The following is a 24891-nucleotide window of genomic DNA, read 5'->3' as shown; positions in this document are numbered from 1 at the left end:
CCCACGTCGTGCCATACGCGGCGGCGTCCACACGATCTGACTGAGCCCGACGCGCCGGTCATCAGCGACTTAGACCGTGTCCGACATGGTCAGTTGGCGGTTGGGCTGCGTATGGGGAGTGGGCGGTGAGGGCGGATCGTGTTGGTCAGCGGCTGTGTCTGGCGGGCGCTGCCGCCTTGCTTCGGCGCGTCGAAGTCGACCGTCCATCGTCGGTTCCTGATCTGGTCCAGAGCCGGGGTCCGGGGTCGGCTGCACCAGAAGGTGCTCCAACTCCTGGACGATCAGGACCTGGTGGACTTGTCCCGGGCGGCCTTGGAGTCGGCTCACGTCCGTGCGAAAAAAGGGGGCGAACTTGCAGGTCCGAGCCCTGTGGACCGGGGTAAGCCCGGTTCCAGGATGCATGTCCCGTCCGACGCGAACGGACTGCCCCTACGGGTCGGTCTCTCCGCGGCCCACACCCATGACGGCCTCGCTCTGAAGCCGATGCTGTCCCATTTGGACAAACGCCTCCTGGCCGAGGTGTCGGGGGCGGTTCCGCCGCCGCATCACGGTTGCAGGGGGCGCCTTCGACGGGCCGTGCCCGTAAGCGGGGAGGGCGGCCCGGGGGCTGCCGCCCTTGCCGCCGTCGCCGATGAACGGCGGCAAGGACGCGACCGGTCAGACCAGGACGGGGCCCGGGGCAGCCTTGGCCGTAACCCGCAGGAGCCCTCTCCGCGCGCTCATTCGACGCTTCCCGAGACCGCCCCGTGCAGGAAGACCTCCACCAGCTCCTGCGGGGTCAGGTCGGGCTCGTCCTCGGTACGCGGCTGGGTGAAGAGCAGCCCGAAGAAGAGGGCCGCGATCTGCTCCGGCGGGCGGCGCAGGGCGGCCCTGTCGGGCTCCAGCAGATCCGCGAGGGCCGCGCGGATACGGGCCGTCGACTCGTTGCGGCCCGCACCGCGCACCGTGCCGGGGTGCTTGCCGCCGCGGTGCCCCAGCGAGCCGGCGATCGCGCCCATCCTGGACATGTGCGCCTGCAGCGCCTCCGCGGCCTCCGCGAGCCGGTCGGGCAGCGGCTGGGACACGTCGATCGCGTCGAGCTCGCGGACCGCGTGCTCAGGGGAGAGCGCCTCTGCCACGCAGGCCTGCAGCAGTTCGTCCTTGTCGGCGAAGACCCGGAAGATCGTGCCTTCGCCGATGCCCGCGGCGCGGGCGATCTTCGCGGTCGTGACCGCGGCGCCGTATTCGGCGATCAGCGGAATCGCGGTCTGGATGATCATCGCCCGGCGCTGCTCCGGCGACATGCCGGGGGCGCGGCGGCGGGTGGTCTGGTTCTCCTTGGGTGCCGTCATGGCCACGAGAGTACGGAGTGAGCGCTCACTCCGTCAATGAGTGAGCACTCACTCCGCTCAAGGCGATTGCTCCGGCGGACGAGCCGTTCCCTGTGCGTCGACCGTTCGGGAGCTGCGCGAATTTGTTCATGACGCAGATCGGGCACCGGGTGCCGCGTTACGGTGCTGCCGGGACGTTCCGGGAGGGGAATACGGGGATGCTGGATCAGGCGTTGGGGGCGTTGGCCGCGGCGGGCGGGACCGCGGTGGTGCAGGCCGCGGGCACGGACATGTGGACCGGGCTGCGGCAGGCGGTGGCTTGCTGGTTCGGCCGGGGTGACGCGCAGCGTGAACGGACGGAGCTGGAGCGCCTGGACCAGGCCGCGAGCGAGCTGGAGTCCGCCGAGGGCGCCGAGGCGGAGCGGGTACACGTCCGTCAGGAGGCGGCGTGGCAGGCCCGGATCGAGGCTCTGCTGGAGAGCCTGGACGTGACGGAGCGAAGCCGTGCCGCCGAGGAGCTGAGCGCCCTGCTGGCCCGGCACACCGCCCATGGCGGGGCGTCGGCGGGCAACGGCGGACAAGCCGTCGCAGGGGATGTGCGCATCGAGGCCCACCACGGTTCCGCGGCCGCCTGGAGCATGGGGAACGTGTCCCTGGGAAACCCTCCCCAGCCGGGTCCGCAACAGGGCTGAGCGGCCCCGGAGCCACATCACCCGCTCCTGACCGACCTACCGGAGTCTTCGCCGACCACGGCGGCCTCGCGGTCGGCTCCGCCATGCACGTGCACCACTTCGCCGCGCCCCGTACGGCGGTGGCCTGGCCGCACCAGGTCGGCGTGATCCCCTCCCGCGCTCTGTCCTTCCAGCACCGGGCCGAGGCCGACCAACTGCGAGCCATGGTCGAAGGCGGGGGCACCGCGGTGCTGAGCCAGGTACTGAGCGGGACCGGCGGGGTGGGCAAGACCCAACTGGCCGCCGACTACGCCCGCAGTGCCTGGGAGAACGGCACGGTGGACGTGCTGGTGTGGGTGACCGCCGGCAGCCGCCAGGCGATCATGGCCGGATACGCGCAAGCCGGAGTGGAACTGCTGGCCGCGGACCCCGGCACCCCGGAGCAGGCCGCGCAAGCCTTCCTGGCCTGGCTGGAGCCCAAGGGCGGCCGGAGACGGTGCCGATGGCTGGTGGTCCTGGACGATCTGGCGGACCCGGCCGATCTGCGCGGACTGTGGCCCCCGGACCGGCACGGCCGCACGCTGGTGACCACCCGCCGCCGCGAGGCCGCGGTGAGCGGGGAGGGCCGACGCCTCGTACGCGTAGGCATGTTCACGCCGCAGGAGGCCGCCACCTACCTCGCGACCGCCCTCGCCGCACACGGCCGCCACGACCCCGCCGAGGAGACAGCCGCCCTCGCAGCCGACCTGGGGTACCTGCCCCTGGCCCTCGCCCAGGCCGCCGCCTACCTCATCGATACCGCCCTCAGCTGCGCCGACTACCGGCGCCTGCTGGGTGACCGGGTCAGAAGGCTGGCCGATCTGCTTCCCGAGCCCGGTGCGCTTCCCGACGGCCAGGCCACCCCCGTGGCCGCCACCTGGTCGCTGTCGACCGAACGTGCCGACCAGCTCCGCCCCGTCGGCCTCGCCCGCCCCATGCTCCAACTGGCCGCCGTGCTCGATCCCAACGGCACCCCCGGCACCGTCCTGACCAGTACGCCTGCCCTGACATACCTCAGCGCTCACCGCAGCGGTCAGGCCCCGGCCCCGGTGACGGTCGAGGACGCGGTGGGCGCCCTCAGAGCCTTGCACCGCCTCAGCCTGATCGACCACACCCCCGACGACCCACACTCGACCGTCCGTGTCCACCAGCTCATCCAACGCGCCGCCTGCGACGACCTCGTACCCGCCCAACGCGACGCACTCGCCCGCACCGCCGCAGACGCCCTGACCGCCGCGTGGCCCGTGGTGGAACGCGACACCGAACTCACCCAGGCCCTGCGCGCCAACACCGACACCTTGAGCCGCCACGCGGCAGACGCGCTGTATCGGTCGCGCATCCACCCGGTGCTGTACCGGGCCGGTACGAGCGTGGGGGAATCCGGCCAGGTCGCCGCCGCCTACGAGCACTTCCAGCACCTGGCCGCAGAGGCGACGCGCCGCCTGGGCCCCGACCACCTCGATACCCTCTCCTGCCGCGCGCACATCGCCCACTGGCAGGGCGAGGCCGGCAACGTGGCCGGGGCCGCCGGCGCGGTCGCAGAGCTGCTGGACGACATGCTGCGGGTCCTGGGCCCCGACCACCCCCACACGCTCGCCACCCGCAGTGGCGCCGCCCACTGGCGGGGGAAGACCGGGGACGCGGCCGGAGCCGCCGCCGCGTTCGCCGAACTGCTCGACGACCGCGAGCGGGTGTTGGGCCGCGACCACCCCCACACCCTCATGACCCGCAACGGCGTCGCCCGGTGGCGGGGCGAGGCCGGGGACGTGGCCGGAGCCGGCCGTGCGTCGGCCGAGCTGCTCGACGACGCGGTGCGGGTCCTGGGCCCCGACCACCCTCACACCCGCGCCATCCGTATGGACGTCGCCCGGTGGCGAGGGGAGGCCGGGGACGTGGCCGAAGCCGGCACCGCGTCCGCCGAATGGCTCGACGACGCGCTACGGGTATGGGGCCCCGACCACCCCAACACCCTCACCGCCCGCGCCAACGACGCCCATTGGCAGGGGAAGGCCGGAGACGCGGCCGAAGCCGCCGCGGCGCTGGCCGCATTGCTCGACGACATGCTGCGGGTGCTGGGCCCCGACCACCCCGAAACCCTCAACACCCGTGCCGGCCTGGCCCACTGGCGGGGAGAGGCCGGAGACGTGACCGGAGCCTATCGCGCGTTGGCGGAGCTGCTCGACGACATGCTGGCCGTGCTGGGCCCCGATCACCCCGACACCCTCCACACCCAAAGCAGCGCCGCCCGATGGCGCGGTGAGGCCGGGGACGCGGCCGGAGCCGCCGCCGCGTTCGCCGAACTGCTCCACGACCGCGAGCGGGTGTCGGGCCCCGACCACCCGCACACGCTCGCCACCCGCGAGGAGCTTGCCCATTGGCGAGGCAGAGCGGAAAGCGGCGATCAGACTGCCGGCACGCCGGCCGAGGGATGCTGCGCGGACGGGCTGTACCGGCCACGGTGACGCCGGCCGCCGTGCACCCTCCGGTGGGCTTTTGACCCGCAGGCTTCCGGCGCGCCCCTCTCCGGCTGGGACCGCGCCGACGTCGCTCCTACGGCAGCACGTCCTCCGTCACCTCGATATGGCCCTGGTCGGGGTCGATGACGCCGCCGAGGCGCTGGAAGGCGCCGTCGGTGAGGTCGAGGCACTTGGGTTCCTGCGGGATCTGGCACCAGGAGTGCGGCGACCACGGCGATCGTGGCCGCCAGATACTCAAAGCGTTGCGCACAGCTCCTCCGTCGAATGTGGGGTGGGCGGTGGGGAGTCGGGGCCGAGTCCGGAGAGGAACTGAACGTCCGCCTCGCAGCGTGAGACGAAAGGATCACCGACGGGACGTCACGTACGGGCGTACGTCGACCGCGTGCATCCCCGCAGCCCGCGCCGCCGCGAGCGCGTTCTGGCTGATCGCGGCACCTTCCTTCCGCCCGAGTTCGTACCAAGCGGGCCGGGCGCCGCGCGCCGTCATGGCGGCGGTGCGTAGCCGCATCGGAAGCCCGCTGGGCTACGGCGGGGCGCTGCGGAGCCTGACCGTTCATGCGGCACCACATCGACATACGGCCGGTAGTACTCCTTCCAGCTCCCGGACCTGTCTGGCGGCCTGCGGCCCATGCACGATCCGGACGCCTCCGGGGACGAGTGACGGCCGTGGTCTTGTGAATCCGGCCGGAGGCTACTGCTGTGGGCTGGGGCCGGCTGTGTCCAGAGCGGCGCCGGCCTGGTCAGCGAGGGTCACGGCGACCAAGCGGGCTTCCAGGGCGGGGCGGGTGTCCGGCGCCGGGTTGAGCATGAATCGGCCCTGGAACCGGCCGCCTCCGCTGGCACGCAACTCGATCTCCTCCTGGGGCCAGCCGAGCTGGTCCACGTCCCATCGCTTGCGTCCGACGGTGACGCTACCGTCTTGCTCCAGGCGGGCGGGGTGGCCCAGGAGGGAGCCGTACTCGAAACGGCACTGCTGCAGCTGTAGCAGGTCGGTGAGTTGCTGCTCGACGTGGTCGACGACCGCATCGGCGGAGGAGGCCGACTGAGCCAGCTGGGCGGTGTCATGGACGCGGAAGAGGTAGTCGGCGTCCGTGACGACAAGCACCTCCAGCTTCCGGGCGTGGGCGGCCAGTTGCGACACCGCCAGGCCCACCGCCAGCAGCAGGGCCGCGGTGGCGATGTCCCCGCCGTGACCGATCGTGAAGCTCTGGTAGGGCCGGGTGAGGAAGAAGTCGAACCACACGGCCGTGGACAGGGCAGCCAGCGCGCCGGCCAGACGGCTGCCGGCAGCGGCGACGGCCACGATGACCACCACCAGGATCAGGGCCAGGTTCGTGCTCGACACGCCGCCTCGGAAGGGCACCAGAAGGAGCGCGACCAGCAGCGGGCCCGCCAGGGCTGCCGCCAGCGCGATGCGGTCCCGAAGCGGATACCGGGCCATCTGTCCACCTCCACCGCACTGCCTATCACGAAGAATCCCCTTTGTCCGGATGGCATGCAGGCAGTGGCCCACCGCCCTGCGGGGTCGCGGCGGTGGCCGCTGGTCCTCCCCTGTGGCTTACGGGACCTGGATCAGGTGGCATACGGGTGCGCTTGACGTCTTCCTGACGCTCTGACCAGGGATTTGAGGTGCTCGTCCCCTTTAGATTCAGTGAAGCTGGGTTCCGGCTGGACGACATGGACGTGGAGGGGGCCTGGTGGCTGCAGACGATGAGGACGCCGGTGGCGCGGACAGCCGCGTTGCCGGGGCGGAGGGTGAACCCCGGGAACGGGACCGGCTGACCGTCCCGCAGGGGCTGGCCGCTCTGTCCCTCGACGCGCTGGCATCCGTTGCCTACGGACCCGAGGCGATCGTCGTCGTCCTCGCGGTGGCCGGCAGCCGCGGCCTGCAGTTCACGCTGCCGGTCACGCTGGCGATCGTGGTACTCCTGGCCGCCCTCACGTTCTCCTACCGCCAGGTGATCGCGGCCTTCCCCAACGGCGGGGGCGCCTACGCGGTCGCCGGGCGCCATCTGGGACGGCGCCTCAGCCTGATCGCCGCCGCCTCCCTGATCATCGACTACGTCCTCAACGTCGCGGTCTCGGTCTCCGCCGGCGTCGCCGCGCTCACCTCCGCCTTCCCCGCCCTGTACGGCGAGCGGGTGCTGCTGTGCGTGCTCGTCCTGGCCTTGATCACCGCCGTCAACCTGTACGGGGTCGCCGAGTCGGCCAAGGTGATGATCGCCCCGACCGTGGTGTTCATCGCGGCGATCGCAGCCGTGGTCCTGGCCGGCCTGCTACGCGCCCATCCGGCCGTTCAGCCCGTCCACTCCACCGCCTCCACCACCTCCACCGTCGGGGCACTGCTGCTGATGCGGGCCTTCGCCTCGGGCTGCTCGGCCCTGACCGGAGTCGAGGCCATCGCCAATGCCGTCCCCACCTTCCGCACCCCACGGGTCAAGCGGGCGCAGCGCACCGAAGTCGCCCTCGGGGCGCTGCTGGGGGCCATGCTGATCTGCCTGTCCCTGCTGATCGGCAAGTTCCACGTCGCCCCCAGCGCCACCCAGACCGTCCTCGCCCAGCTGACCGAGGCCGCTCTGGGGCGCAACGCCGGCTTCTACATCGTGCAGTTCGCCACCATGGTGCTTCTCGCGCTCGCCGCGAACACCTCCTTCGGCGGCATGCCCGTGCTCACCTCTTTGCTGGCCCGTGACAACCACCTGCCCCACATCTTCGGCCTCCGTGCCGACCGGCAGGTCTACCGCTACGGCGTCGTGGTGCTCGCGGCGACCGCCCTGGCGCTGCTCATCGTCGCCGAGGGCGACACCCAAAAGCTGGTGCCGGTCTTCGCCATCGGGGTGTTCATCGGCTTCACCCTCTCCCAGGCCGGCATGGTCCGGCACTGGCGCGAGGAAGGCAGTCCCGGCTGGCCCGCGCGCGCCGCCCTCAACGGCCTGGGCGCCTTTTTGACAGCCGCAGCCCTGGCCATCGAGCTGATCTCGAAATTCCACGAGGGCGGCTGGCTGGTCTTCCTCGCCGTCGCCGTCCTGGTCACGCTGTTCGAAGCGGTCCACCGCACCTACCGGCGCATCGGCACCGCCCTCCACCTTGGCGAGGTACCCGCACCGCCACAAACACGCCGCTCGCTGGTCGTCATCCCGGTCGGCGCGGTCAACCTGCTCACCCAGGAAGCGGTCAGCGCCGCCCTCTCCCTAGGTGACGAGGTCCGCGCCGTCACCGTCGTCCACCCCGAAGACCCTGAAGCACACTCCGCCGACGAGGTCCGCCAGGCATGGAACACCTGGCAACCCGATGTGCCGCTCACCGTGCTGCACAGCCGCACCCGCTCCCTCACCCGGCCAATCGTCGACTACCTGCACGCGCTCAGCACCCAGGACAGTCACGACCGCCTGGTCGTCCTGATCCCCGAAATGCACCTGCCCAAGCCATGGCAGCGCCTGCTGCAAAACCAGCGCGGCGCCGTCCTGGACCGCGCCATCCGCCACCACACCGACGCCGTCATCTGCCGCCTGCGTTTCCCCCTCGAACTGACTCGCTGACGCCCCCAGACACAGGGCAGGAAGACGCGCCGGTACCCGCCGAGACCGGTCAGCGCAACCCGAGGCGTCTCACCCCGTGGAAACAGCGGCCCGCGACCCGAAGATTCAGCGGCGGCTGCCGCCCGGAGCAAGCGGGCTGGTGAGCTCCGCGATGGCCTCCGGAGACGGCTTGAAGTAGCGGCGGACGTTCTCCGGCTTCTTGTGCCGGGACTTCGCCATCAGCATCAGCAGGCTCGCCCCGGCCTCGCCGAGATGGGTCAGGGCGGAGCGGCGGTACTGATGCAGGTCCCAGCCCGTTCCGGGCCCGCGCACCGCGGTGTGCCCGTCCAACAGGGCACGCGCCTGTCCGTAGACGACGACGTCGGCGACAGCCAGCTCGTTGCGGGTGATGGTGCCGGTCTTGTCGGCGCACAGCACGTCCACCCCGGCCGTCTCCTCCACCGCGGGCAAGTGACTGACCACGGCTTCCCGCTTGGCCAGATACCGGGCTCCGACAGTCATCGTCACCGACAGCACCGCCGGCAGAGCGACCGGAACCGAGGCGATGACCACCAGCCAGAGCGAACTCCAGCGTGCGCGCCACTCCGCTCCCCCGCAGCAACGACAGCACAATGATCGCAACGACCAGGCCGGGCGCGAGCAGGCTCAAGTACTTACCGATGTTGATGACCGCGCGCGGGAAATGGCTCACCGGTGCCGCCCGCCCCGCCAGCTCCGCTGTGCGGCCGAACTCCGTTTCCACGCCCGTGGCCAGCACACGCGCCACCGGGCCGCCCCGCGGCACCGCAGACCCCGAGTACATGCCGTCACCAGGGTTCTTGGGAACCGGCAGCGACTCTGTCAGCGCCGACTCGTCCGCCTCCCCCTCCCCCCGACCCCCTCCCGTCCGCGGGCACCACCTCCCCGCGGCCGATCCGCACCAGGTCTCCCGGAACCAGCTCCACTGCCGGCACCGTCGTCCACGCCCCGGCGCGTTTGACCTGCGCCACCTTCGCCAGCCGCTCCTTGAGCGCCGCGATCGCGTTCTGCGCCTGATGCTCTTCCCAGAACCCCACGACCCCGTTCAGCAGCAACAAGACCGCAATGATCGCGAAATCCGCCCACCGGATCGTCGCCGCCGTCAGCACCAGGGCCGCTTCGATCATCCACGGGACCGGCCCCCAGAAATGCCCCCAAGAACTCCACCAGGACACTCGCTTCTTCAAGGACCAGCAGGACAGCGGCTCGGCGGCCGCCAGTTACGTGCCGCGGTTGCGGCGGTTCAGCAGTTGACACCTACTGGATCGGGGTCGGCGAGGCCGGTGACGCCCAGCCGTGGAAACGGTGGCCGCTGGCACAGGCTCCGCGCAGGCGGCGTCTTCTGGGCACCTGATCGGCCGGAGTGTCCGCGCCCCGCATGCCAACTGCTGGCGGTCAGGATCCGCCCTCGACGCTTCAAGCACCGTACGGTCGTGGACTGTTCTCACCCGTAGTGCTCGGCAAGGGCATGGAAGGCTTCCTTCGGCTCCCAGTGCATTCCGGGGTAGGCGCGGGCCTGAGCGCCATCGTCGAGCATCTTGACGATGCCGTAGGAGCCGAGGTCCAGATCGATGCGGGGATCCGGCCGGTGCGGCAGTTCGAAGCCGGCGAAGCTGAACCAGAAGACGGTGTCGACGCCTTCGTGCTCGAACACGGGGAGCAACTCGTTCATGTAGCGGACCTGCTCGCCCTCGTCCCGGATCGTCCCGGGCCTGACGCGGCCGTCTGGCGCGATCACGGTCCAGCCACCCGCGCCGAGGTCGGCGGCACCCTGGAAGGTGCAGCAGCCGGCTTCGGTGACGACCACCGGTTTGCCGTGGGAGAAATACTGCCTGAGCTGTCGGCGGTAGGTGAGGGCGTTGCGGCTGTTGCGGTAGGCGTCGACGCCGACGATGTCGAACGGGCGCCAGTCGATCTGCTCGATCGGGATCGACGCGTAGCTGATCGGGCCGCCGAACCTGGGCCGGACGACCTTGACGACCTCGCCGAGGAAGCCGTTGACGCGCTCGGGGATCTCCGCGAGCGCGGCCGCCCGCTCTTCGGGGGCGGCGCGCAGGGCCTGCATACGGTCGGAGAAGGTGCCGCCGGGGAGGTAGCCGCAGGCGAACAGGCTCAGTTCGCACCCCGTGGCCAGGACGACGGTGGCTCCGGCACGGCGAAGCGCCTCCGCGCGGTCGGCGCAGTCGGCGAAGTAGGGCAGCATCTGGTCTTCGGTCATCTCGCAGGGGAACGGCGAGTACCAGACGTCCAGTCCGGCGGTGGCCGCGTGCTCGGCCGCGACGCTGAGGCGTTCGGGGTCGCCACCGGTGACGCGCACGGCGGTGCAGTGCAGGTCGTCGGCGATGATGCGCATCTCACGCTCCACCACGTGGGGATCGAAGGTGTAGCGGGTGTTGCTGCCGTCGGGGAACGTTCCGGTGTCGTACTGCACACCCTTGCCGCGCATCAGGACCCCCATAGGGTTCAGCGTGTACCTTAACTTGAAGTTAAGATACACACCGTGCCCAAAAAGGAAACCGGCGCCCCGCGTCCCGCCGAGTCCGCGCGCGGCTCCTCCGTCGACGACACCGGTGCCCGTCCGGCACGGCGTCGCAGGGGCGCCGCCCTGGAAGCCGCCCTGCTCCAGGCAGCGTGGGAAGAACTCCTCGCCGTCGGCTACCAGCAGCTGACGTTCGAGGCCGTGGCGGCCCGCGCCGGAACCAGCAGAACCGTTCTCTACCGCCGGTGGCCCAGCCGCCGCGATCTGGTCCTGGCCGCTCTGCGTCACCAGACACCACCGCTGCCACCCCCCACACCCGACACGGGAGCCCTGCGCACCGACGTCCTCGCCCTGCTGCAGCGCCTCACCCTGCGCATGACAGAGATCGCACCCGTCCTCGGCGTACTCGCCGACGAGCGCACCCGCGACAGCGACCTCGCCCACTACCTCCAGGAACGCACCCAGCAGGCGGGCCGGTCCGCGATGGCAACGGTGCTCGACCGCGCCGCACAACGCGGTGAGCTCGATCAAACGTCCATCCCCGCACGCGTCGCCACGCTGCCCTTCACCCTGGTGGTCGGCGAAACGCTTCTCACCCGCCTCCCCCCTTCCCGAGCCGCCCTCACCGAAGTGGTGGACCAGATCTTTCTCCCCCTGATCGCTCACCACCGTCGCTTCCCGAGCTGACAACTGCGCTCACGGAACACCGCCGACCCACTACCGCTCACCGTTCCTGGCAGGGATCCGCGCCCTGACGGAAGTTCACCGTGCTGCCGAGCACGCGCCGGGCGGTGGTGTAACTGCCGACGGGCGAGCCCGGATGGTCAGCGCAGCCAGGCAGGAGGGCCCCGGGGACGTGGATCAGCGGGTGATCTCCGAGAGCACAAATCGAGCTGGGAAGGCCGACCTCACAGGCGCCCTCGACGTGGCCGCTTCGAGGAACCGTTCGATCGAGCACGAGACGGATCCCGCCCGGCGGGCGATCATCGCCGCGATGAACCGGCTGGTCACCGGGAAGCCCCAGCGCTCCAGCGGCCGACTCGGTGTCTCCCAACTCGCCGTCGAGGCCGACGTCAAGAGATGGCATCTGACCCACCAGCACCTCGACCTCAAGGACCTCTTCCGGTCACACATCGCCGAGGCAGAGACCCAGAGGGCCACAAGCCTCCGGGCCATGCGCCGAGTTGTGCGCCGGTGCGGTGCCAACGCACGACGGGCCGGTCAGGCGGTTTTGACGGTGGTGCCGGCGTTGCCGAGTGCGGTGACTTCGTCGGCGGGTGCGGTGGTGTCGGTGACGACGGTGTGCGCGAGGCTGGCGGGGCCTACGTGGGCGTAGGCGGTGTGGCCGAGTTTGCTGCCGTCGGTGGCGACGATCACGCGGCGGGAGGAGGCGATGCCCGCCTTCTTCACGGCGGCGTCGTCGAGGTCGTAGGCGGTCAGGCCGTCGGCAGCGCTCAGGCCGCAGCAGCCGATGATCGCGGTGTCGAAGCGCAAGGCTGCCAGGGAGGCGAGGGTGAGGGGGCCGGTGAGGGATCCTTCGGCGGCGCGGGGCTGGCCGCCGGGCACCACCAGGGTGGCCGGGCCGGGAGTTTCTCCGAGCAGGTGGATGGCCTGCAGTGACAGGGGCATCACGGTGACGGGGCGCTCGCGCAGCAGGCGGGCGACTTCCAGGCAGGTGGTACCGCTGTCCAGCAGGACGCTCTCGCCGTCGGTGATGAGCGCGCAGATCTCGGCGGCGATGCTCTGCTTGGCCTCGGTCGCCTCGTGGGCGCGCAGCGCGAAGGGGGGCTCCTCACCACGCAGCAGCAGGGTGCGGGCGCCGCCGCGGACGCGTTCGAGGGCGCCCTGGGCGGCGAGGGTGTCGAGATCGCGCCGGATGGTCATCTCGGAGGCCCCGGTCAGCTGCGCGAGCTCCTGCACGGTGGCGCCGCCGGAGTCCCTGACGGCCTTGACGATCAGTCCGTGCCGGTCTGCGTTGCTCATACCGCGATTGAACACCACTACGAAACGAACAAGTGACTTGTTAGCTTCGTAGACTTTCGAACATGATTTATGTTCGTTACGGTGGATCGCATGGGACGTTCGCTTCGAGCCGCCCGTGTGGCGACCTTCGTCTACTTCGCCCTGTGCGGCACCGTCATGGGCACCTGGGTGGTGCAGATCCCCGCGATCGAGGACCGCGTGGGCATCAGCCACGCCACCCTCGGCGGCCTGCTGGTCCTCCTGGGCGGCGGCGCCTTCCTGGGCATGCAGGTGACCGGGCCGCTGACCGACCGCCTCGGGGCCCGCCTGGTGCTGCCGACCTCCGCGGTGCTGTGCAGCGCCGCCCTGGTCCTGCCCGCCCTGGCCCACGGTGTGTGGACGCTCGCGGTGGCCCTGCTCGTCCTCGGGTTCTGCAACGGCTGCCTGGACGTGAGCATGAACGCCCACGCCGTCCACGTGGAGAAGGCGTACGGGCGGCCCGTCATGTCGGCCTTCCACGCCACCTTCTCCATCGGCGGCGTGCTGGCCGCGCTGCTCGTGGCGGCCGCCACGAGCGCCGGCCTGCACACGGCCGTGACCATGGGCATCATCGCGGTAGCGGGCATCGTGACCGCACTGGTGGCGGCCCGCTCCGTGCTGCCCACCACCCGGCCCGCCGCCGACGCCGCCTCCGGTCCGGCCGGGCAGGCTGCGGACCCGCAGGTGAAGCGGGGCGTATCGGCCAGCCGTATCTGGTTCCTGGCCGCGCTCGCCTTCATGGTCATGCTGTGCGAGGGCGCCGCCAACGACTGGAGCGCCCTGCACATGAAGGACATCCTCGGCGCCTCCGTCTCCACCGCCGCCTTCGCCTACGGCACCTATGCGGCGCTGATGACCACCGGCCGACTCTTCGCAGACCGGCTCGTCGCCCGGTTCGGGCCGATGGCGATCCTGCGCTGCGGCGCCGCCCTGGCCGCCGTCGGCATCACCGCCGTGGCCGTCACCCCGTGGGCAGGGGGCGCGTTCGCCGGCTGGGCGCTGTTCGGCCTGGGCCTGTCCGGCTGCGTGCCCCAGCTGCTCAGCGCGGCCGGGCATGCAGACCCGGCGAACGCGGGCGCCGCCGTCTCGCGGGTCTCCGGGCTCGGCTACGTCGGCATGCTCGCCGGCCCCGCCGTCATCGGCTGGCTCACCCACCTGGTGCCGCTGAACCGCGCCTTCCTCCTGCTCACCCTGTTCTGCCTGATCGCCAGCGCGGCCGCAGGAGTCCTGCGCCCGGGCCGCTCCACCGTGCGCGTGGCCTCCGGCCGCCCGCGCAAGGCGGCCTGCAGCGATCGCTGACCGCCTGCGCGGCACGGACCCTGACCCCCGCGCCGCGCAGGCCCCCCCGCCATGAACCCGACCCTGTCGATGCCAACCCGTGCCAGGAGCCCTCGATGTCCCAGCCCAACGCCGCCTCGGACCGCGGCCGTGTCGGCGTGATGCTGCCCCGTGACCTGCCCGTGAACGAAGTGCTGCCCTACGCCCGCCGCGCCGAGGAGCTGGGCTTCGACCAGCTCTGGGTGGTCGAGGACCTCGGCTGGCGCGGCGGCCTCGCGCAGGCCGCCACCGTCCTGGCCAGCACCGCACACCTCACCGTCGGCATCGGGATCCTGCCCGCCGGCGCCCGCAACGTCTCCTTCGCCGCGATGGAACTGGCCACCCTCGCCCAGATGTTCCCCGGCCGCCTCATCGCGGGCATCGGCCACGGCATGCCCGACTGGATGCGCCAGACCGGGGCCTGGCCCGCCAGCCCCCTCACCCTCCTCAAGGAGTACGCCACCACGCTACGGCTGCTCCTGCACGGCAAACCCGGCCCGGGAGGTGGCCGCTACGTGCACGCCGAGGACGTCGTCCTCACCGAGACCCCCGACGTCGTGCCCCCGGTCATCCTGGGCGTGCGCGGCCCCAAGTCGCAGGCCGCGGCGGGCCAGGTCGCCGACGGACTCCTGCTGGCCGAACCCGCCGCCCCCGCCTACATCACCGCTTCCCTGCACCACCTGCACACCGGCACCGCGCCCCTGCGGGAGCCGTACGTCGTCACCTACGACGCGGCCGCAGTCGACGACGACGAGGCCGGCGCCCTCGCCCGCGCCCGCACCGCCCTGAAGGACATCGGCGAACCGGACTGGGCCGCCCACATCGCCCCCATGCCCTTCGCCACTCAGCTGCGGGAGCACCGCGCCGCCTGCATCGACGCCGAACACTTCGCCCGCACCCTGCCCGACGCATGGGTGCGCGAGCTGAGCATCACCGGCACCCCCGACCAGGCACGCGCCGCGATCCGCGCCCGCCACGCGGCAGGCGCCACCAGCGTCGTCCTCGCCCCCGCCGGCCCCGACGCCCGAAGAGCCCTCACCTCACTCGCCCGCGCCCTGCCCCACCACCCATAAACCCGAACACCCCACAGATCGAAACGAGTTCGACCCCGCACCAAAAGGAACCACCCTCATGTCCAGTGACCGCCGCATCATCCTCTTCGACCTCTTCGGCGTCATCGCCCGCCACCAACGCCCGGGCGCCCTGGAGAAGATGGCCGCCCGCGCCGGCACCTCCCTGGATGCCTTCACCACCGCCTACTGGACCCTGCGACCGCCCTACGACGCCGGGCAGCAGACCCCTGCCGCGTACTGGAGCGACGTCCTGCGCGCCCTGTCCCGCCCCGCCGATGCGGACACGATCGAGGAACTGCGCCTGACCGACATCGACAGCTGGTCCCGCGTCGACGACCGCATGGTCACCCCCGACGCCTGCGGGAACGCCCTCCAGGCGCAGGACGGCGAGGTCGTCGCCTTCCGGTGCTCGCCGTCCCTCGGTCAGGACCGTGGCGGAGACTTCCGGCGCGTCCGGGAGGCGCCCGGGAATGCCACCGTGACGTGTCCCCCCCCGGGGGCCTGCCGGGCGGCCCGCACCACGTGGGCGCAGGTCATCGCGGTGCCGTCGTCGACGAGGAAACCCGCCCCGGCCACTCTCCCGTCGGCCCTGAGCACCTTCACCACCGATACGGCCGGCGCCGCACCACCAGCCACCCTCAGCTCCGCGCCATCCCCCCACGTTGACTTCCGGGCCCCTCGACCGGGTCTGCCTCACCCGAGGTCACCCTTGGGCTCCTCCCCCGTCGCGGCGGGATCCGTCTTGTTCCACTTGAGACGGACCTTCAGATGGACGACCCCTTCGACGCTGGTGATGACCACACCGGCCTTCGCCGCGAGCCCCACCCCGAACTCCACCTCAACCTCCTCCGGACCGTCCTCACGCAGTTCGCTCAGCACCGTGCGGACCATCTCCCGCACCGGAGCCGGCGTCGCCTGCAACGTCTGCGGCAGCTCCTGGATCGCCTCCGCGACCCGACCGACCTTCACCTGCTGGAAGTCCGTGACCCGGACGGTGCCTGGCCGCGGTCCTCCTGATTACGATCAGGACGTGACCACGTTGTTCCTGATGATCGGCCTGCCCGGGGCCGGGAAGACCACGAAGGCTCGGCAACTCGCCGAGGAGCACGGCGCCCTGCGGCTGACGCCGGATGAGTGGATGATTCCGCTGTTCGGCGAGCCGGAGGCGGACGGGAAGCGCGACGTGCTGGAAGGCCGGCTCCTCTGGCTCGGTCTGGAGGCGCTCGGGCTGGGAACCAGCGTGGTCCTGGATTTCGGGTGCTGGTCCCGTGACGAGAGGTCCGCAATCCGCTGGTTGGTGGAGTCTTCTGGGGCATCCTGCCGCCTTGTTTACCTGCCAGTGGACCATGAGACCCAACGTGCTCGAATCGTCGATCGCCAGTCGGCCACTCCGGATCAGACCTTCCCGATTAGCGAAGCGGACCTCGTGTACTGGAGGACGCTCTTCGAAGCGCCCGACACCGCCGAACTCGCTGGGCAAGAGATCGGAGCTCCGCCTCCTGGATCGTCGGGATGGCTGAGTTGGGCTGCCGATCGGTGGCCGTCGCTCACGTGAAACCCAACCATGGCGCGGCTCCACGCCGGGAACAGCAGCCTTGGGCGCGCTCAAGGACTCGCTGGTAGGGCTGCCGTGGAACCCGCCGGCTGCAGCTGCGGCGTACGCGTTGAACGACTCCAGCCCGGTCTGGCCCCATCAGCCCAACCACAGACCGCTGCTGGACTACCGCACGGGCCCGGTGGCAGCCGAAGGGCGCTGTCAGTACCCGGTGATAGGAAGCTGGGATGCCCCAGAGACCTGCTTTCGAAGAGCTGCTCACCCTGGTCCAGGACCGCTCTGACGCCCTGCACAGCAGCGTCGCGGGCTCCCCCCCATCTGGGTGTCCGCGTCCCCAGCTGCCCCGGCTGGTCGCTCCGCGACCTCGTCGCGCACCTTGCCCAGGTGCATCGGTTCTGGGCGGCGGCGGTCGTAGCCGGCCCCAACGAGAAGCCCCCGACCGTGGCACCGGCCGATGACACGCCGTCAGCCAACCTCGCGGCGGAATCTGCCGCAGCCACCCAGGAGTTGATCGCAGCCCTGCGAGCCGCGGGCCCCGCGGCGGGCTGCTGGACTTGGTGGAGCGACTCCGACGTCCCGATGACGAGCGGTGCCGTGGCTCGCCATCAGCTCCGGGAGGCCGCTGTCCACGCCTTCGACGCCCAGCTGGCTACCGGCGCTCCCCTGCCCATCCCTGCGGATATCGCCCTCGACGGCATTGCCGAGTTCATCGGCGTCGGCCACGGCACCGCCGGCCCCTGGCCGCACAAGCCGACCCGCATCGGTCTGCACGCCGCCGAGGGCGAATCATGGCTGGTTGACCTGACGGCATCAGGCTCACACGTCATCGACGGCCAACATAAAACGGCCGCTGACCTGCACGGATCAGCGAGCGACCTGCTGCTCACCTTGCACGGCCGCCTCCCACTGGACAGCCAACGAAGCCAGGGTGCCCGCGCCACCCTGGAGAACTTCCTGCGCTGGCCCGACCTGGGCTGACCTACCAGCCCCAGGGCCCCCGCTGGCGGGACGCTCTGACGTGCGCCCCCGCCAGCGAGACCACGAACTGCAGGGGGAGTATTGACTGTAATGCCCGGGCCACTCGCGCGGCGGGTTCACCAGCAAGCTCCACTTGAGCGCGGACGGCCGCTGCCGTCCGCTGTCCCTGATCGTCACACCGGGACAGCGGGCGGACTGCACGCAGTTCGAGCCCGTAACCACAGTCGGCGAACAGCCGGCCCGGCCGGTGACGCGGACGCCCTCGGACTCCGCGACCGCGAGGTATCGCGTCGAGCAGGGGCATCAGCTGGGTGACGTCATGACGGTTTCCGCCGGTCAGCGAGATCGCCAGCGGCGTTCCGTGCCGGTCGGCGATCAGATGGTGCTTGCTGCCCGGACGCGCGCGGTCGACTGGCGAAGGTCCGGTGTGAGCCCCCCTTTGAGGGCCCTGACGTGCGAGCCGTCCACCGCCGCGTCATTCATGTCCAGCAGCCGGCCGCCCGCAACCACCGCGCGGCTGCCGAGCGGGGTTCTTGGGGCCCGTGCGCCAGGGCTGCTGGACTTGCGGCTGCCCTGGCGCGATGCCGCTCTGCGGCGGCGGTGCGTCAGCTCTGTGTGGTGGCATCGCCCGTCTGCCCAGAGCCCTCGGCTGCGCCCGTCTTCTCGCGCATCTTGCGCACCAGCTCCGCCTTCCGGTCGGCGGCACTCTGGCGGTCGAGGTTGCGGTGCGGACCGTTGTTCTGCCTTTCGGCGCGGGACAGCTTCTTGCGCTGGCCGCCGCCCTGGCCCACGGGGTTGTTGATGTTCTTGCTGTCGGTCACAGGTTCTCCCGGTAACGATGTGAAACGGTCTACAGATTCATCGGCGGGGGACGGGCGCGGCGACGCCGAAGGACGTCAGCAGGGGCCCGTCACGCTCTCACTCGTAAATCGACGTCTGGAAGAACATGACAAGGACGTTACCCGGTTCCGGCGGCCCCGCGCACCAAACTTTCGCCGCCCCCGGCTGTCGGACCACAGCACGATGTGGAGCCGCGGAAAGTGGGGGGCGGATTTGGGCCGACGCGGGAGGGACGCCCTGACGGCCGGCGACGACGGCGAGCTGGCCTGGATGGTCACCCGTCGGACGCCAGGCCAGCAAACCGGCCATCTTCATCGATTGTTGATCCTGGCAATGCCGCCCAGGGCCCGATCGGTACAGCGGTGCGTGCCATCACGTGCCAGTAGTAGCGGTAAACAACGGTCAACCAAAGGCCAGGCGAGGTACCCACGAAGGCGCCGCCATCTCATATTTCCGCAGGCCAATAGCTATACAGATACCTGGGCCCCGGGTGATTCCCAAACTGAGGGCTCAGGCCGTCGGGGCGCCCTGCCAGATGTCCCACTGCTGCTGCTCCCCGCGCCCGCAGGGATGGTTCTCCGTGTACGAGCTGCCCGACGACATCATCGAGGCGCGGGCCCGGATCAGGTCCAGGAACTCAGCGATGCTGCGGGCCCCGTCGACCGCCACGTCGTGGGCGCTGCCCCCCCGCCGAGATCAGGTGGGTGTGGGTGTCGTCGAAGACGGGCAGCACGGTCACGTCGTCACTGGGCAGATCCAGCACGCGGGTGCCGGGCCCGATCAGCTCGTCCAGACCATGCGGATCCACGTCGACGGCCGCGATCCGGTCCCCGCGCACGGCCGGCGACCGCTGGGGCGCCTGTACCGGTCGGGGATGCTCACCGCGCCATGTTGCCCCAGACCGAGCAACTACGAAGCCCGGCCAGCGGGCACTGGATCAACTAATCTCGCCGGTCAGTACAAGTAGGCCGTGCCCGGGCGATCACAGCCCCCGCGGAGGGTTGGCCCAGGTAGTGGGCGCCATCAGGCCGTACGTAGTGCACTTCCCGTAGCGGAACTCGCTGGAGGCGCCACACATTGCCGTGGTGCAATGCACGCCATGATTCTCGGAGATCTTGTGCAACTACGTGCGCTGGCACCGTCCGACGCGGAGTCGTTGTGGCGGTGGAACAACGACCCCGACGTGATGCGCTGGATGGACGCGTATTACGACCAGCACCTGGAGGGGGTGCGCAAACGCCTCGACGAGCGGGGACGGAACACGTACGGGGACACGCTGTACGGGATCGAGGTACGTGACGAGGACAGGTTGATCGGGTTGGTGCGGCTGCGGGATGCCGAGCCGGAGACGGGCTGCGCAGAGCTGGACATCTACCTGGGCGAGAAGGATCACTGGGGCCGCGGGTACGCCACCGACGCGCTGCGCACCATGTGTCGGCACGGGTTCGACGCCATGCGGCTGCACAAGATCTCCCTCACCGTAGTCACGGAGAACAAGGCGGCTCACCACATCTACGAGAAGGTCGGCTTCGTCGAAGAGGGGCGACTGCGTCAGTCGTTCCACCGGGACGGGCAGTGGTATGACCGGTTCGCCATGGGGCTGTTGAGGGAGGAGCTGCGTTAGAAGTTGGCCGGGCGATCATGTTCGGAGCCAGATGACGAGGGTTGCTGCCATTCTGGTGGCAATGCCATCAGATACGACAAGACCGCTACCTCCTACAAGGCAGCGGTCAGTCTCGCGTCATTCCTGCTCTGGGCAAGATCCGTTTGAAGACGGACCCTGGATGTCGCCCCTGACGCTCCGGTGTGCGGCACGAAGCTGAGCTGGAGCGCGCCGAAGCTGGTCGCGACCACCAACGAGAAGGGGCAGGGCGTGAGCGTGCGCACGCTGCACGTCCTGGCGCCGTGGGGAGCTGTACCCAAGCGCTGCGATGAGCGGGAAAATCGCAGGCTCGTCGGATGCGGTTGAATGCGAAAATGATCTTCGGCCTCCAGGGAGTTCCACCAATATGTCCGATTCGCTGACGATCCTCCATACGCTCGGCAGCCACTCCTTCGCCGAGATCGGCGTGCCCTCGGCTGTGACTGTCAGCGAGGAGCCGTGGTGGGAGCCGCGCCGGCAATCTCCCGGTTGGCTTTTCCACTGCGCTCACCACTCGTGACGACGGTTGGCTCGTGCTCCGCTCCACGGGCGGGGGCCGGCGGCGCGACTCAGAACCGGCCGCGCTGGTCAGCCCTGCGGGAGAAACCCCGGAGGTACGCGTGCCACTGGGGGGATTCGACCTCTTCAATCACTCCTTTCCGACCCGTCACAGTCGGCAACTGCTCGTCCTCCAGGGTGAGAGAAGGGAGCCATGGCGGAACAAGTGGGTGGTTGCCGTGGACCCGGCCGGTCCTGACGCCGCACCCGTGGTACGACGACTGTTCTCCCTCGACTGGGAAACCAAGCACGCCCGGCACCTCTTCGGCGGGCCGGGTATCGAGGTCGGCACCGAGGAAGGGCGGGACCTGGTGCACGCGGGGACTGTGCACGACGGTGCAGGCCTACTCCCCGGCAACGCCTTCGTCGTACGGCGGAGTCTCGCGGACGGAGCCGCGCATTGGATCTTCACCGCCGACTTCCCGGTCACCGCCCTGGACGGTGACGAGGAGACGATCTACGTCGCCTTCAACTCCGGTGAACTGGTGGCACTGCGCACCTCGGACGGGACTGTGCTGTGGCGGCAGCGACTGGATGTCGGCGGCCAGCCCGTGGTACCGCTGTCGCTCATGCTTATCTGCCCTGGGCGACTCCTGATCGGCACGGTGGACGGGCGGATCCTCGACTGTTCCGTGGCCGGCTCGGCAGATCGATAGGAAGCATCTGCGGCGCGGCAGGCGACCGCGGCGGGGTCGTCACTCGCTATGACGAGCGCCTGCTGTCGAAGACGAAGGTCTCGTACATGTACGCGCCGGGCGTCTCGCCGGTGGCCTTCGAGGCCGACGGTGTGCGCGGCACCCTGGGTGACACCGCTGCCCAATCCCAAGGCCACGCCGCGGTCAACAGCTACTGGGCCAGCGTGTCGGTGCCCACACAGCACAGCTCCACAGCACCGCCGGGAATCATCGCCCCAACGGCGACTGGCTTGCGCGGTGCCCCGCGGACGGCTCTCCATCGGCGACCGTCGTCGACCCCGACGACAGTTCCGCGGCCGCTGAATCAGTGGCCTACGCGCGTCCCTGGCGTCGTGAGGCGCGCGCAGGCATCTACGGCGAGCACCAGGTGATCGACCCCGCGCAGCGAGGACCGGACAGCGGCCTTCTCACGCAAAAGCCGAACCCCTGTTCGCGGTGGCGGGAGGGCTCCCGGCGCCGCAGACACTTCGGTTCCAGTGCGCCCCGCACCTGGCCGCAACGGGAGGGAAGGTGCCTGCGCCGCAGTGCCCGAGGCCGCCGGCGTTCCCTTCCCTGTTGGATCGACGTGTGCGAGAAGACCGCCCGCACCTCCTGAGTCCGATCACCGCGAGGTGCGGGCCTTCGCGCGTCCATCCTCGCCCAATGAAGTCGCCGTATCATCGCAAGGAGCCGATTCTGGCAACGGATACGGCAACACGAGATGGGTGGGGTCCTCCTCGCGCCGGATCTGTACCGGCGCCCGGGCGTACTCCATGCAGAACTCCACCGGCTCCTTGAAGCTGACCGCTGGCAGCGCCTCGGCTCCGGGCATCGGGACAGTAGTTGCGACGCTGTAGCGATGGCGCATGATCTCATCCGCCCGCTCAGCCGGCTCCATCGAGACGGACGACGAAGCACCGACGGCCTGGTTGGGCACTCCCTGTACCGTCCACTGCGCACGCAGTTCCACAACCCCGGCTTCCGGACACCGCCACCTGAAGCGCGTGACGCACAAAGAGCCGACGTTGAGCCACGAACTCCACCCCCACCCATCACCGAGGAACCCGATTTCAGAAGCCTCCATGACGCCATACGAAAACGGGAGACTGCTCCAGTGGCCTACCAGCGGGTCATCCAATTCCATCCCGAGATCATCCGGCACACGCGCGCGATCTTCTGACCGTACGAGAACGGACATGCCGCCGCCCATCCGGCGCACCCCGCTGCGCCCGGACCTGGACCATGGCGTCTGGAACGGGCCCTCCGGCCTCCTAGCTCACACCTTCGCTGAACAGGACCTCGCCCGACATCGACTGCTACGCACCTGACCAAGCACCAACCGGTCTCCGCCTTCCGTGCCCATTCGCGAGGCGGAGCCGCAGCGACAAGCGGCTTCCACGAGCCCGAGGAGACCTGATGACCGAGCACTTCGCCTACTGGAGCGCGCTGCCTCCGCACCGCTACATGACCCGCACTCAGCTCAGCTCCCTCGACCAACCCCGAGAGCCTGGCGGCCCTGTACGAGCCACCGTCGAGGGCCGCGACGACGCAGGACGGCGCGCCGTCTTCGATCTCTACCTGATCAGCGAATCCCGTGCCACCCGTGCCGGCGCAACCCAACTCGCCGCGGCCGCCGCCCGCGGCACTGCCGGTACCCGCGTGTGCGAGCAATGCGGGGCCCGCCCCGACCTGCCCTGCACCCCCGTCGGCGATTGGCTGCTGTGCCGCACGTGCGCTCACATCGACATGCTGCACGCCCGCCAGAGGCAGGCAGCCGAAGCACGTACACGCGCTGCCGCCTGCGCCGCCGATCTACTGGCGGACGACCGCCTCGCGGTCCTGCACGTCGACTACACCGAACGCGGCACCGCCCCAGCCGGCACGCACCGCACCCCCTCGGCCGCCCACCTCACAGCCCTCGACTCCGACGGCCACGTCCTACTCGACCTCCAGATGCGGCTGATCCCGCCACGTGCGAAGGGCACCATCCCCGAGCGCGCGGTCGACCCGGCCACCGCGGGCGACGAGATCCGCCGCGCGCTCGAAGGACGCATGATGCTCGTCTGGGCAGCCGACAGCCTCCGCGACCTGAGCCGGAGCAAAGCCCTCGACGACGGGTGGCCCTTCCCCACCGGCTACGGCCGTCGCCACGAACTCTGCCACCTCGTCGCGGACTGGCGCGGCGACCTCGATCCCAAGACCGGCCAGCCACGCCCCGCCATGGCCCCGGGCCGCGCGGACAGGATGCTCCACCTTCTTCAGCAGACAGCTGGCGCTGTCGACCCCCACCTGAGCCAGAATCCCCGGCGCCAGGATTAGGCAGTTTCGTTTGGATCAGCCGGTCGTTGGTCCGAGTGTGTCGTTGACTGACGCGCAGTGGGCGCGGATCGAGCCGTTGCTCCCGGCTCGGACGCCGAAGCGGGGTGGCCGTTGGCGGGACCATCGAGAGGCGATCGACGCGATCGCCTTCAAGTTCCGGACCGGCACGCAGTGGGTTCACCTGCCGGAGACGTACGGCAACTGGCGAGGTGTCTACAACCGGCTGCGGATGTGGGCTGTCGACGGCACGTGGGAGCGGGTCTTCACCGCTCTGGTGGCCCAGGCCCACGCGGGCGGGGACCTCAACTGGGCGTCGGTGGACTCCACGATCGTGCGGGCTCACCAGCACGCGGCCGGGGCCCGGCAAAAGGGGCCCCGGCCGGCGAACCTGACGACCATGCCATCGGCCGGTCCCGCGGCGGACTGACAACGAAGATCCACCTCGCCTCCGACGACCGCTGCCGCCCACTGGCCTTTCACCTCACCGCCGGACAGGCCGGTGACGCGCCCGCCTTCCCCGACGTCATGGCCCGCCTGCGCGTTCCCCGTCGGCGAGGACGGCCACGCACCAGGCCGGACCTGGTCCTGGCCGACAAGGCGTACTCCTCCCGCGCGATCCGCGAGCACCTGCGCAAACACGGCATCCGGGCAGTGATCCCCGTCCCCGCCGACCAGCGCGGACACAGGATACGCCGGGGCAGCCGAGGCGGCAGACCACCGGCCTTCGACCGTGAGACCTACAAGCGGCGCAACACGGTCGAACGGTGCATCAACCGTCTGAAGCAGTGGCGAGGCATCGCCACCCGCTACGAGAAGACTGACACCGTCTATCTGGCCGGACTCTACATCGCCGGCATCTTCCTCTGGTCTGCCCGATCCTTCATCCTCAGACGTGACTGTGGACGTTGATGACACTTCCGTCGGGTGCCTGAACAAAGAAACGTCGGATTCCCCATGGTTCCGTGGTCAAGGGATAGACCACCTGGTACCCCTGGCGCTCGGCTGCGGCATACGCGGCGTCAACGTCCTCGACTTCGACTGCCAGTGTCGAATGAGCGGTATGCGCATCCCATGACTCTGCGGCAGGAGAGACCACGGTCATCTGTGCCGTCGGATTACCGGGCGAGGCCAACATCAAGAAGCCGGGCTCGTCCATGCGCACGTCCATGCCCAGGAAATCGCTGTAGAAGCTTCGGCTCTCTTCGATGTCCTGGGTGACGACGTTGGGCATGATGCGACGGATCGTCATCCTCACACTGTAGCGGAGGACCGCTGCACCAGCTTGATCCAAACGAGAGGCCCTAGCTGTGTTGTTCGGTGAGGTTGGTGACGCGGCTGGCGGGTGTGTGGCCGCTGATTCCGGTGTGGGGTCGGTGGTAGTTGTACCAGTGCAGCCAGTCG

The 24891-nt window shown here is 70.1% G+C and carries 25 protein-coding genes and 5 pseudogenes; 14 read left to right on the top strand and 16 right to left on the bottom strand.

Translation table 11 applies throughout. The features are described from left to right. Nucleotides 1-138: 138 nt before the first annotated feature. Nucleotides 139-492: pseudogene (locus ACF1BH_RS22915) on the top strand (transposase); the annotation flags it as partial. 227 nt (nucleotides 493-719) lie between these two features. On the opposite strand, the gene ACF1BH_RS22910 reads toward ACF1BH_RS22915, so the two are convergent. After that, nucleotides 720-1331: a TetR/AcrR family transcriptional regulator gene (locus ACF1BH_RS22910; protein WP_391644984.1), complete on the bottom strand. Its 612-nt coding sequence runs from the start codon at nucleotides 1329-1331 to the stop codon at nucleotides 720-722. A 197-nt stretch (nucleotides 1332-1528) separates the two neighbouring features. Here ACF1BH_RS22910 and ACF1BH_RS22905 point away from each other — a divergent pair, with 197 nt between their 5' ends. Both ACF1BH_RS22905 and fxsT read left to right on the top strand, forming a co-directional pair. Beyond that, nucleotides 1529-2002, top strand: coding sequence for a hypothetical protein (locus ACF1BH_RS22905; protein WP_391644982.1), 474 nt, complete (start codon nucleotides 1529-1531; stop codon nucleotides 2000-2002). An 83-nt stretch (nucleotides 2003-2085) separates the two neighbouring features. Beyond that, entirely contained in the window at nucleotides 2086-4482 is a 2397-nt protein-coding gene (fxsT, locus tag ACF1BH_RS22900; RefSeq protein ID WP_391644980.1) for an FxSxx-COOH system tetratricopeptide repeat protein, read from the top strand. Nucleotides 4483-4570: 88 nt separating this feature from the next. Here fxsT and ACF1BH_RS22895 read toward each other — a convergent pair whose 3' ends face one another. Continuing rightward, entirely contained in the window at nucleotides 4571-4735 is a 165-nt protein-coding gene (locus tag ACF1BH_RS22895; protein ID WP_391644978.1) for a hypothetical protein, read from the bottom strand. A 453-nt stretch (nucleotides 4736-5188) separates the two neighbouring features. Beyond that, complete coding sequence (locus tag ACF1BH_RS22890) at nucleotides 5189-5938, bottom strand: DUF4118 domain-containing protein (protein WP_391644976.1); 750 nt, start codon at nucleotides 5936-5938, stop codon at nucleotides 5189-5191. Nucleotides 5939-6194: 256 nt separating this feature from the next. Between ACF1BH_RS22890 and ACF1BH_RS22885 the strand changes: the two genes are divergently transcribed. Beyond that, nucleotides 6195-8036 (top strand): APC family permease, encoded by a 1842-nt coding sequence (locus tag ACF1BH_RS22885; protein WP_391644974.1) that lies wholly within the window; start codon nucleotides 6195-6197, stop codon nucleotides 8034-8036. A gap of 105 nt (nucleotides 8037-8141) precedes the next feature. On the opposite strand, the pseudogene ACF1BH_RS22880 reads toward ACF1BH_RS22885, so the two are convergent. The 4 genes and pseudogenes from ACF1BH_RS22880 to ACF1BH_RS22865 all read right to left on the bottom strand — a co-directional run. Continuing rightward, a pseudogene (locus ACF1BH_RS22880) lies at nucleotides 8142-8387 on the bottom strand (site-specific integrase); the annotation flags it as partial. A 262-nt stretch (nucleotides 8388-8649) separates the two neighbouring features. Then, nucleotides 8650-8868: pseudogene (locus tag ACF1BH_RS22875) on the bottom strand (hypothetical protein); the annotation flags it as partial. Further along, nucleotides 8843-9181: a hypothetical protein gene (locus ACF1BH_RS22870; RefSeq protein WP_391644972.1), complete on the bottom strand. Its 339-nt coding sequence runs from the start codon at nucleotides 9179-9181 to the stop codon at nucleotides 8843-8845. The gene ACF1BH_RS22870 and the pseudogene ACF1BH_RS22875, both read right to left, overlap by 26 nt. A 317-nt stretch (nucleotides 9182-9498) precedes the next feature. Next, the gene (locus tag ACF1BH_RS22865) at nucleotides 9499-10512 is read right to left on the bottom strand and encodes a hypothetical protein (protein ID WP_391644970.1); all 1014 of its coding nucleotides are present in this window, start codon (nucleotides 10510-10512) and stop codon (nucleotides 9499-9501) included. Between the two features lie 42 nt (nucleotides 10513-10554). Between ACF1BH_RS22865 and ACF1BH_RS22860 the strand changes: the two genes are divergently transcribed. After that, nucleotides 10555-11220 (top strand): TetR/AcrR family transcriptional regulator, encoded by a 666-nt coding sequence (locus ACF1BH_RS22860; RefSeq protein WP_391644968.1) that lies wholly within the window; start codon nucleotides 10555-10557, stop codon nucleotides 11218-11220. Nucleotides 11221-11257: 37 nt separating this feature from the next. Here ACF1BH_RS22860 and ACF1BH_RS22855 read toward each other — a convergent pair whose 3' ends face one another. After that, nucleotides 11258-11620, bottom strand: coding sequence for a hypothetical protein (locus tag ACF1BH_RS22855; protein ID WP_391644966.1), 363 nt, complete (start codon nucleotides 11618-11620; stop codon nucleotides 11258-11260). A gap of 134 nt (nucleotides 11621-11754) precedes the next feature. Next, a complete protein-coding gene (locus ACF1BH_RS22850; RefSeq protein ID WP_391644964.1) occupies nucleotides 11755-12516 on the bottom strand; it encodes a DeoR/GlpR family DNA-binding transcription regulator in 762 nt (253 codons plus the stop codon). Nucleotides 12517-12606: 90 nt separating this feature from the next. Here ACF1BH_RS22850 and ACF1BH_RS22845 point away from each other — a divergent pair, with 90 nt between their 5' ends. After that, a complete protein-coding gene (locus tag ACF1BH_RS22845) occupies nucleotides 12607-13833 on the top strand; it encodes an MFS transporter (RefSeq protein WP_391644962.1) in 1227 nt (408 codons plus the stop codon). A 95-nt stretch (nucleotides 13834-13928) separates the two neighbouring features. Then, the gene (locus tag ACF1BH_RS22840; RefSeq protein WP_391644960.1) at nucleotides 13929-14924 is read left to right on the top strand and encodes an LLM class flavin-dependent oxidoreductase; all 996 of its coding nucleotides are present in this window, start codon (nucleotides 13929-13931) and stop codon (nucleotides 14922-14924) included. Between the two features lie 693 nt (nucleotides 14925-15617). Here ACF1BH_RS22840 and ACF1BH_RS22835 read toward each other — a convergent pair. Beyond that, a complete protein-coding gene (locus ACF1BH_RS22835; protein WP_391644958.1) occupies nucleotides 15618-15893 on the bottom strand; it encodes a CU044_2847 family protein in 276 nt (91 codons plus the stop codon). A gap of 61 nt (nucleotides 15894-15954) precedes the next feature. Here ACF1BH_RS22835 and ACF1BH_RS22830 point away from each other — a divergent pair, with 61 nt between their 5' ends. Next, nucleotides 15955-16479 carry an AAA family ATPase gene (locus ACF1BH_RS22830; RefSeq protein ID WP_391644956.1) on the top strand — a complete coding sequence of 175 codons (525 nt, stop codon included), beginning with the start codon at nucleotides 15955-15957 and terminating at the stop codon, nucleotides 16477-16479. Nucleotides 16480-16488: 9 nt separating this feature from the next. Continuing rightward, nucleotides 16489-17457: a maleylpyruvate isomerase family mycothiol-dependent enzyme gene (locus ACF1BH_RS22825; protein WP_391644954.1), complete on the top strand. Its 969-nt coding sequence runs from the start codon at nucleotides 16489-16491 to the stop codon at nucleotides 17455-17457. Nucleotides 17458-17671: 214 nt separating this feature from the next. Here ACF1BH_RS22825 and ACF1BH_RS22820 read toward each other — a convergent pair. The 3 genes and pseudogenes from ACF1BH_RS22820 to ACF1BH_RS22810 form a co-directional block, all read right to left on the bottom strand. After that, nucleotides 17672-17946: pseudogene (locus ACF1BH_RS22820) on the bottom strand (transposase); the annotation flags it as partial. Between the two features lie 116 nt (nucleotides 17947-18062). Next, the gene (locus tag ACF1BH_RS22815; RefSeq protein ID WP_391644952.1) at nucleotides 18063-18278 is read right to left on the bottom strand and encodes a DUF6243 family protein; all 216 of its coding nucleotides are present in this window, start codon (nucleotides 18276-18278) and stop codon (nucleotides 18063-18065) included. A 529-nt stretch (nucleotides 18279-18807) separates the two neighbouring features. Continuing rightward, nucleotides 18808-18966, bottom strand: coding sequence for a hypothetical protein (locus ACF1BH_RS22810; RefSeq protein WP_391644950.1), 159 nt, complete (start codon nucleotides 18964-18966; stop codon nucleotides 18808-18810). Nucleotides 18967-19396: 430 nt separating this feature from the next. Between ACF1BH_RS22810 and ACF1BH_RS22805 the strand changes: the two genes are divergently transcribed. From ACF1BH_RS22805 to ACF1BH_RS22795, 3 genes are all read left to right on the top strand, one after another. Continuing rightward, a complete protein-coding gene (locus ACF1BH_RS22805) occupies nucleotides 19397-19921 on the top strand; it encodes a GNAT family N-acetyltransferase (protein ID WP_391644948.1) in 525 nt (174 codons plus the stop codon). A gap of 385 nt (nucleotides 19922-20306) precedes the next feature. Beyond that, complete coding sequence (locus tag ACF1BH_RS22800) at nucleotides 20307-20459, top strand: hypothetical protein (protein ID WP_391644946.1); 153 nt, start codon at nucleotides 20307-20309, stop codon at nucleotides 20457-20459. A gap of 247 nt (nucleotides 20460-20706) precedes the next feature. Further along, nucleotides 20707-21153, top strand: a complete 447-nt coding sequence (locus tag ACF1BH_RS22795; RefSeq protein WP_391644944.1) for a hypothetical protein — start codon at nucleotides 20707-20709, stop codon at nucleotides 21151-21153. A 640-nt stretch (nucleotides 21154-21793) separates the two neighbouring features. Here ACF1BH_RS22795 and ACF1BH_RS22790 read toward each other — a convergent pair. Beyond that, the gene (locus ACF1BH_RS22790; RefSeq protein WP_391644942.1) at nucleotides 21794-22315 is read right to left on the bottom strand and encodes a hypothetical protein; all 522 of its coding nucleotides are present in this window, start codon (nucleotides 22313-22315) and stop codon (nucleotides 21794-21796) included. 272 nt (nucleotides 22316-22587) lie between these two features. Here ACF1BH_RS22790 and ACF1BH_RS22785 point away from each other — a divergent pair, with 272 nt between their 5' ends. Both ACF1BH_RS22785 and ACF1BH_RS22780 read left to right on the top strand, forming a co-directional pair. After that, nucleotides 22588-23490: a hypothetical protein gene (locus ACF1BH_RS22785; RefSeq protein ID WP_391644940.1), complete on the top strand. Its 903-nt coding sequence runs from the start codon at nucleotides 22588-22590 to the stop codon at nucleotides 23488-23490. A 37-nt stretch (nucleotides 23491-23527) separates the two neighbouring features. Next, nucleotides 23528-24399, top strand: a protein-coding gene (locus tag ACF1BH_RS22780; protein WP_391645343.1) for an IS5 family transposase whose coding sequence is annotated in 2 segments (ribosomal slippage) — nucleotides 23528-23855 and nucleotides 23855-24399 — 873 coding nt in all. Because the reading frame shifts where the segments join, the coding sequence is not laid out codon by codon here. Here the strand turns inward: ACF1BH_RS22780 and ACF1BH_RS22775 are convergent. Together ACF1BH_RS22775 and ACF1BH_RS22770 are read right to left on the bottom strand one after the other, a co-directional pair. After that, entirely contained in the window at nucleotides 24377-24739 is a 363-nt protein-coding gene (locus ACF1BH_RS22775; RefSeq protein WP_391644938.1) for a VOC family protein, read from the bottom strand. The genes ACF1BH_RS22780 and ACF1BH_RS22775 overlap by 23 nt on opposite strands. A 52-nt stretch (nucleotides 24740-24791) precedes the next feature. Then, nucleotides 24792-24891: pseudogene (locus ACF1BH_RS22770) on the bottom strand (IS481 family transposase); the annotation flags it as partial.

This window comes from Streptomyces sp. NPDC014733 (genome assembly GCF_043083385.1).
Classification (GTDB): Bacteria; Actinomycetota; Actinomycetes; order Streptomycetales; family Streptomycetaceae; genus Streptomyces.
The sequence above is the reverse complement of the archived record's forward strand: the minus strand, read 5'-3'. Positions and strand labels throughout refer to the sequence as shown.